This window comes from Agrobacterium sp. ST15.16.055 (assembly GCF_027956555.1).
Lineage (GTDB): Bacteria > Pseudomonadota > Alphaproteobacteria > Rhizobiales > Rhizobiaceae > Agrobacterium > Agrobacterium salinitolerans.
Map to the genome: position 1 here is coordinate 1 of NZ_JAQKGN010000036.1, position 740 is coordinate 740.

Annotated in this window: 1 protein-coding gene; it reads right to left on the reverse strand. The window is 59.5% G+C overall.

What is annotated here, in order from left to right:
* Positions 1–722: porin (locus tag PL599_RS22710; RefSeq protein WP_271359896.1), on the reverse strand; the 722-nt coding region annotated here is incomplete at its 3' end.
* Positions 723–740 lie beyond the last annotated feature (18 nt).

Below are 740 nucleotides of genomic sequence, written 5' to 3' on the forward strand. Positions count from 1 at the left end.
ATGTCAGCCGTAGCGATGAGGCGGAGAGCGCCTTCTTCCTGGTCTACGTCGTAGCCACCGATGAACTGCAGCGATGCAGCGCCGAGCTTCGCACCGATACCAGCGGAGATACCGACGTTGTTGTCAGCTTCCAGAGCGCGAGCGGCCGTACCAGCAGCGTTGATCGTTACGAACTTCGAGCCAAGGCCTTCGAGTTCGTCAACCGAAACGCCAGCCCAGAAGGAACCTGCGTCGTAGGTGTAACGAATGGAGTTGAAGTTGGTGTTCGTAGAGAGCGTGTCGGTTTCGCCCGAGAGATCGTCATCCCACCAGTTGTAGAACTTACCGACCTTCAGGCCGCCGAGTTCGATGAAAGCCTGGTCAACGTTGACGCCACGGCTGGAGTCCTGGTCGGCATCGCCACGCAGGCCGATGAAGCCGCGCAGAGCGCCGAGTTCGGTGTCGGTGCGGGTGTCAACTTCGAACTGAGCGCGCGTGAACGAATCCCAGTCAGAGGTGCCGGACTTGTCACGACCGAAGTCGGTCTGGAAACGAATGTAGCCCTGGAACTTCAGGCAGGTTTCGGTGCCGGGGATGTAGAAGAAGCCGGTGCCGAATGCGTCGCAAACGCGAACGTATTCCATGGGCTCAGGCTCAGCAGCGACGATAGCGTCAGCGGCCTGTGCGCCGGATACTGCTGCGAGAGCCGCAGCGGAGCCGATGAGAAGGCTCTTGATGTTCATGGTTGACCTCCAGTCAAA